Genomic DNA, 5794 nt, shown 5'->3' with positions numbered 1-5794 from the left:
GGCCCGGGTTGACCGATTCGATACCGCCGGACGCCAGCAGATTGGCTCGCGGCTGCGCCGCCTTGCTTCGAGGCCGGACAGCCGGGACGGCCGAAACCTTTCAGGGCCTCGTAAGACTCGGCACCGACGGCGGGGCGCGTTGGATGTCGTTGGCTGGGGGTGCTTCGTCGCCGCGCAGGTTGATGGTGATCGTTGCCGCCGACCGGGCTTTGTGACCGGATGTGGCGTTGCCGTTACCAGATCCGGTCGGGGCTGTTACGTCACGTAGATGGGCATTTACGCCACGTGGGCAGACAATTACGACACGTAGTCGTAGCCTTGGCGAATTGATACGGTGAGTCGGGGGCGCAAGGCCCCGTTCACTTTTTGTTCGCGCTGATTCCGAAGGGGCCCACTTACGTGTCCATAGCTGTATCCGCGTCCATCGCGACGGACCACCTCATGCGTTTCCCCGGCCGTTTCGCCGACGCGCTGCTGCCCGATCAGCTCGAGCATGTCTCGCTGAGCTTCCTCGTCGACGATCTGGTGATCCGGCGGGGCGGTGTGGCGGGCAATATCGCCTACGCCATGGGCCTGCTGAACCGATCGCCGCTGTTGATCGGCGCGGTCGGCCGCGATTTCGACGAGTACCGGAACTGGCTGGAGTCCCACGGCGTGGACTGCTCGGCGGTCCGGGTATCGGAGACCGCCCATACGGCGCGATTCGTCTGCACCACCGATGAGGACATGGCCCAGATCGCCTCGTTCTATCCCGGGGCCATGAGCGAGGCGGGCGATATCTCGCTCACCGCGCTGTCCGAGGAGCGGGCCCTGGATCTGGTGCTGGTCGGCGCCAACGATCCCGAAGCCATGCTGCGGCACACCGCCGAATGCCGGGAACTGGGCGTACCGTTCGCCGCCGACCCGTCCCAGCAGCTCGCGCGCCTGGACGGCGACCAGGCGGTCCAGCTCATCGAAGGCAGTACGTACCTGTTCACCAACGAGTACGAATGGGGCCTGCTGAAGCAGAAGACGGGCCTGACCGAGGAAGAGATCGCGTCCCGCGTCGGAGTACGGGTCACCACCTTGGGCAAGGACGGGGTGCTGGTGGTCGGCACCGACGGCACCGAGGTGCGTGTCGAGGCCGTACCGGAGAACGCGAAGGTCGATCCGACCGGCGTGGGTGACGCGTTCCGGGCCGGATTCCTCACCGCGCACACCTCGGGGCTGGGCCTCGAGCGGTCCGCGCAGCTGGGCTCGCTGATCGCGGTACTGGTGCTCGAGACGGTGGGCACTCAGGAATGGACGCTGGACCCCGACGCCGCGCTCAAACGGCTCGGCGAGGCCTACGGTGCCGAAGCCGCGGCCGAGATCGAACCGCTGCTGCGCTGAACTCCGCCGCACCGGACCGGTCGGCACTCCACAGCTCGAGAAAGGCCCCGCACACCACGTGTGCGGGGCCTTCCTCGTATACCGGAAGCCGGTCTACACCTGCACGGGATAGGTCGGTTCGGCAATCTCCGGTTTGATGCGGTCTTCCACGAAGATGCCGTGCCAGATCATGAACACCAGCAGTGTCCACAACCGGCGGCTGTGATCGGACTCCCCGGCCCGGTGCGCGTCCAGCATGGCCGCCACGGCCGCCTTGTCGAGCAGATGATCGGTCTGCGACTCGACGATCTGCTGCCGGGCCCAGTCGTAGAGTTCGGTACCGCGCAACCAGTGCCGCAGCGGCACCGGGAACCCGAGCTTCGCCCGGTGCAGCACATGGCCCGGCACGATCCCCTCGAGCGCCTGCCGCAGGGCGTACTTCGTGGTCTGCTTGGTGATCTTCTGCTCCAGCGGAACCTGCTCCGCCACCCGGAAGACCTCGCTGTCCAGGAACGGCACCCGCAACTCCAGCGAATTGGCCATGGTCATCTTGTCGGCCTTGACCAGGATGTCACCGCGCAACCAGGTGAACAGGTCGAGATGCTGCATCCGCGCCACCGGATCCCATCCGGCCGAACGGGCGTAGATCGGCGCCGTCACGTCCTGATGGGTCCATTCCGGGCGGAACTCCCGCAGCACCGACCGCAGCTGGGCGTCGCTGAAGCTGCGGGCATTGCCGTAGTACCGCTGTTCCAGCGGCAACGACCCCCGGTGCAGCAGGCTCTTACCGCGGGTGCCGTCCGGGATCAGGTCCGAAACCTTGCCGGCCAGCCGCCGCACACCGCCGGGCAGCCGCTCGAACGGCGCCAGCGACAGCGGCTCCCGGTAGATGGTGTACCCGCCGAACAGTTCGTCGGCGCCCTCCCCGGACAGCACGACCTTCACGTGCTTCCGGGCCTCCTTGGCCACGAAATACAGCGGGACCAGCGCCGGGTCGGCCACCGGGTCGTCGAGGTACCAGACGATCTCCGGGATCGCGGCCGCGAATTCGGCGGGGGAGACGACCTTGACGATATGGCGGGCGCCGATCGCCGCGGCGCTCTCGGCCGCCACATCGACCTCGGAGTAGCCCTCCCGCTCGAATCCGGTGGTGAAGGTGATGAGCTTCGGGTTGTGCCGCATGGCCAGCGCGGCGATGGCGGTCGAATCGATACCGCCGGACAGGAACGATCCGACCGTGACATCGGCCCGCATATGTTTGGCGACCGAATCCTCGAGCGCCGCGGCGATCTCCCCGTACCGGGACTGCGCGGTGCCCGGCGCGAACGGCCGCACCCCGAACTTCGGCTCGAAATACCGGGTGACCTCGGGTGCCGCGCCCGGACGCAGTACCGCGTAGCTGCCCGACTCCAGCCGCCGGATACCGGCGTGCAGGGTTTCCGGTTCGGGGACGTACTGCAGCACCGTGTAGTGCTCCAGCGCGCGGTGGTCGAGCGATTCGTCGAGCCCGAGATCGGGCAGCAGCTCCAGCAGGCTCTTCTTCTCGCTGCCGAATGCCGTACCCCCGGGCCCGGTCGCCAGGAACAGCGGTTTGATACCGAACGGGTCGCGGGCCAGGAACAATTCCCCGGTCCGGGTGTCCCAGATCGCGAACGCGAACATTCCGCGCAGGCGGCGCACCGAGTCGGGGCCCCAGTAATGGAAGGCCGCGACGATCGCCTCGCCGTCACCCTCGGTGGCGAACATCGGGGTGTCGCCGAACTCCGCCGCATGCGCGTCGGCCAGTTCGGCGCGCAGTTCGAGATAGTTGTAGATCTCGCCGTTGAAGGTCAGCGCATAGCGCTGGGGATCATCGGCCGGGCCCCAACGCAGCGGCTGGTGCGAATGTTCGATATCGATGATCGACAGCCGGTTGAACCCGAAGATCAACCGGTCGTCGTGCCAGGTGCCGCGCTCGTCGGGGCCACGGTGCCGCACACAGTGCAGGGCGTCGTACACCCGCTCCACTGTTTTCGGCGCGGCGGTATCGGACGTCAGAAATCCGAGCAGTCCACACACTGCGGCGCTAACCTCGTTTCCTATGGTCGCAGGACCCGCGCCGGGGCACCGGGCGCGGCGGGCGAAATCTAGTGTCCGAGTATGCCGCACGCCCGGTTCCGTCGTGCGATACACCTCCGTACCGCCCCGTGCCCGCCGAACGGAGTGTCGAACCCGACCCGACGGCGTACCGGGCGCGTGTTTGGTCTACGCTGCGTAGTACTCGGACAGTTCCGGGTGGTGCCGCGTGGTGCGCGGAACCACCCCAGGGGCCGGGACGAGCTGTTTTTCTGTATCACCGGAGGCGGATCCCCGCCCCCGCGGATGCGATGTCGGAATGTGTGGCGACCAGGAAGGCGTGAGCGTGGCGCACAAGGCGAGCGACGAGATCGGGGCACGGCCTGCCCGGCAGCGGGGTCGTGTCCTGCGGCGGGCCGGACTGGTGGTATCCCTCGGGATCACCGCCGTGCTCGTTTCCGGCTGCTCGATCGACAATGTGTGGTTGCGGTTCGGCTGGCCCTCGGGTGTCACCCCGCAGGCGCACCGGATGCGGGAACTGTGGACCTGGTCGGTCGTCGCCGCCCTCATCATGGGTGTGCTGGTCTGGGGACTGACCTTCTGGACCATCATCTTCCACCGCAAGAAGAAGGACTCCCCGGAGTTCCCGCGGCAGACCGGCTACAACGTGCCGCTCGAGCTGACCTACACCGCGATCCCGTTCGTCATCATCGCGGTCCTGTTCTACTTCACCGTCGTCGTGCAGAACTACGTGCACGAGAAGGTCGACAACCCCGATGTGGTGGTCGACGTGACCGCCTTCCAGTGGAACTGGAAATTCGGTTACCGCAATGTCGACCTGAAGAACGGGTTCACCTACAACGGTATCGACACCGTGCGGGAAGACGCGAACCAGGAACAGCTGCAGGAATACGCCGAGCGGGTCGACGAGAAGGGCCACGAGCAGCCCGGCCCCGTGCACGGCCGCCCGGAGAACGACATCCTCTCGTTCCTGCACTACAACAAGATCGAAACCATCGGCTCGAGCACCGAGGTGCCCGTCCTGGTACTGCCCACCGGCAAGGTGATCGAGTTCCAGCTGGCCGCGGCCGACGTCATCCACGCCTTCTGGGTGCCGGAGTTCCTCTTCAAACGGGACGTCATGCCCAACCCGAAGGAAAACAACTCCGATAACGTCTTCCAGATCAGCGAGATCGATCGAGAAGGCGCCTTCGTGGGCCGCTGCGCGGAAATGTGCGGCACCTTCCACTCGATGATGAACTTCGAAGTCCGCGCCGTCTCCCCGGACAAATTCCAGCGCTACATCCAGGCGCGGGAGTCCGGAATGACCAATGCCGCCGCGCTCGAATCCATCGGAGAATCCCCGGTGGCCACGTCCACGCAGCCGTTCGACACCGATCGCACGGTCAAAACCGATGCCACCTCGAGCAAGTGAGGAACTGATCTGAGATGAGGATCGAAGCACGGCTGTTCGAACTGCTCACGGTTTTCTTCATCATCGTGGGCGTGATCTACGGCTTCTTCACCGCCCAGTCGCGGACCGGTATCGAATGGGCCGGCACCACGGCGATCGTCCTCACCGCGGGACTGTCGCTGATCATCGGCACCTACTTCCGCTTCGTGGCCCGCCGGCTCGACCTGCGCCCGGAAGACTACGAAGACGCCGAAATCGTGGACGGCGCGGGCGACCTGGGCTTCTTCTCGCCCGGGAGCTTCTGGCCGATCCTGCTCGCCGGCGCCGCCTCGGTCACCGCCCTCGGCTTCGCGTTCTTCGAACCGTGGCTGCTGGGTCTGGGCGTCATCCTGGTACTCACCGCCGCCGCCGGCCTGGTCTTCGAGTACTACATCGGCCCAGAAAAGCACTGAGATACGGAGTGGCCCCTCCGCGGAGGTAATTCTGGAGCGACCCTCCGCGAAGGGTGGGGCTGTAATTTTGGAGCGGCTCCGCCGCTCGAGGGTGGGGCCCTATTAACCCGGTTCTTCACTCCCGGCGGTCGGTCGCTGCGCTCCCTCCCTCTGGTCGCTCCAGAACCGGGCGGGCCCCACCCTGGACGGATTGCGACCATCCGGATAAAGACGCAAGCCAACCGCCTCACGCACACCATGAACGCGTGGGGCGGTTTCGCGTCCAAGCCTGCGCCGAACGGCTACCAGCCGTGGATGGGGCGCCGCCACACCGCCACAGAATGCGGCCATCCGGAGAAAGCGCGAGCTTCCCGCGAACGCACCCCGCACTACGCAGCGCCCGGATCCGGTGCCGGCGCCACTACCCGGTTCCGATCCGAATCGGGCTGGTCCACGGAATGGGTCACTTTCTCGGTGCCGAGTTCAGCGAGGCCCTGAAAGGGTTCGGCCCGCGTCTGCTGTCAGCCCTCGAAGCGCATGTGGC

4 protein-coding genes are annotated in these 5794 nt (G+C 66.3%); 3 read left to right on the top strand and 1 reads right to left on the bottom strand.

The features are described 5' to 3' along the window. Positions 1-399: 399 nt before the first annotated feature. A complete protein-coding gene (locus AB0F41_RS31335; RefSeq protein ID WP_357430176.1) occupies positions 400-1371 on the top strand; it encodes a carbohydrate kinase family protein in 972 nt (323 codons plus the stop codon). Positions 1372-1464: 93 nt separating this feature from the next. On the opposite strand, the gene asnB is transcribed toward AB0F41_RS31335, so the two are convergent. Next, a complete protein-coding gene (gene asnB / locus AB0F41_RS31330) occupies positions 1465-3408 on the bottom strand; it encodes an asparagine synthase (glutamine-hydrolyzing) (RefSeq protein ID WP_357430174.1) in 1944 nt (647 codons plus the stop codon). A 343-nt stretch (positions 3409-3751) separates the two neighbouring features. Here asnB and AB0F41_RS31325 point away from each other — a divergent pair, with 343 nt between their 5' ends. Together AB0F41_RS31325 and AB0F41_RS31320 are read left to right on the top strand one after the other, a co-directional pair. Then, positions 3752-4840 (top strand): cytochrome c oxidase subunit II, encoded by a 1089-nt coding sequence (locus AB0F41_RS31325; RefSeq protein ID WP_357430172.1) that lies wholly within the window; start codon positions 3752-3754, stop codon positions 4838-4840. 14 nt (positions 4841-4854) lie between these two features. Further along, entirely contained in the window at positions 4855-5271 is a 417-nt protein-coding gene (locus tag AB0F41_RS31320; RefSeq protein ID WP_357430170.1) for a cytochrome c oxidase subunit 4, read from the top strand. Positions 5272-5794: the final 523 nt, after the last annotated feature.

The organism is Nocardia sp. NPDC024068, from assembly GCF_040638875.1.
Classification (GTDB): Bacteria; Actinomycetota; Actinomycetes; order Mycobacteriales; family Mycobacteriaceae; genus Nocardia.
This window is presented reverse-complemented; position numbering and strand designations above follow the sequence as displayed.

Bases quoted from the DNA above. Each gene is read 5' to 3' on its own strand.
- AB0F41_RS31320 (WP_357430170.1), top strand. From the start codon at position 4,855: ATGAGGATCGAAGCACGGCTGTTCGAACTGCTCACGGTTTTCTTCATC.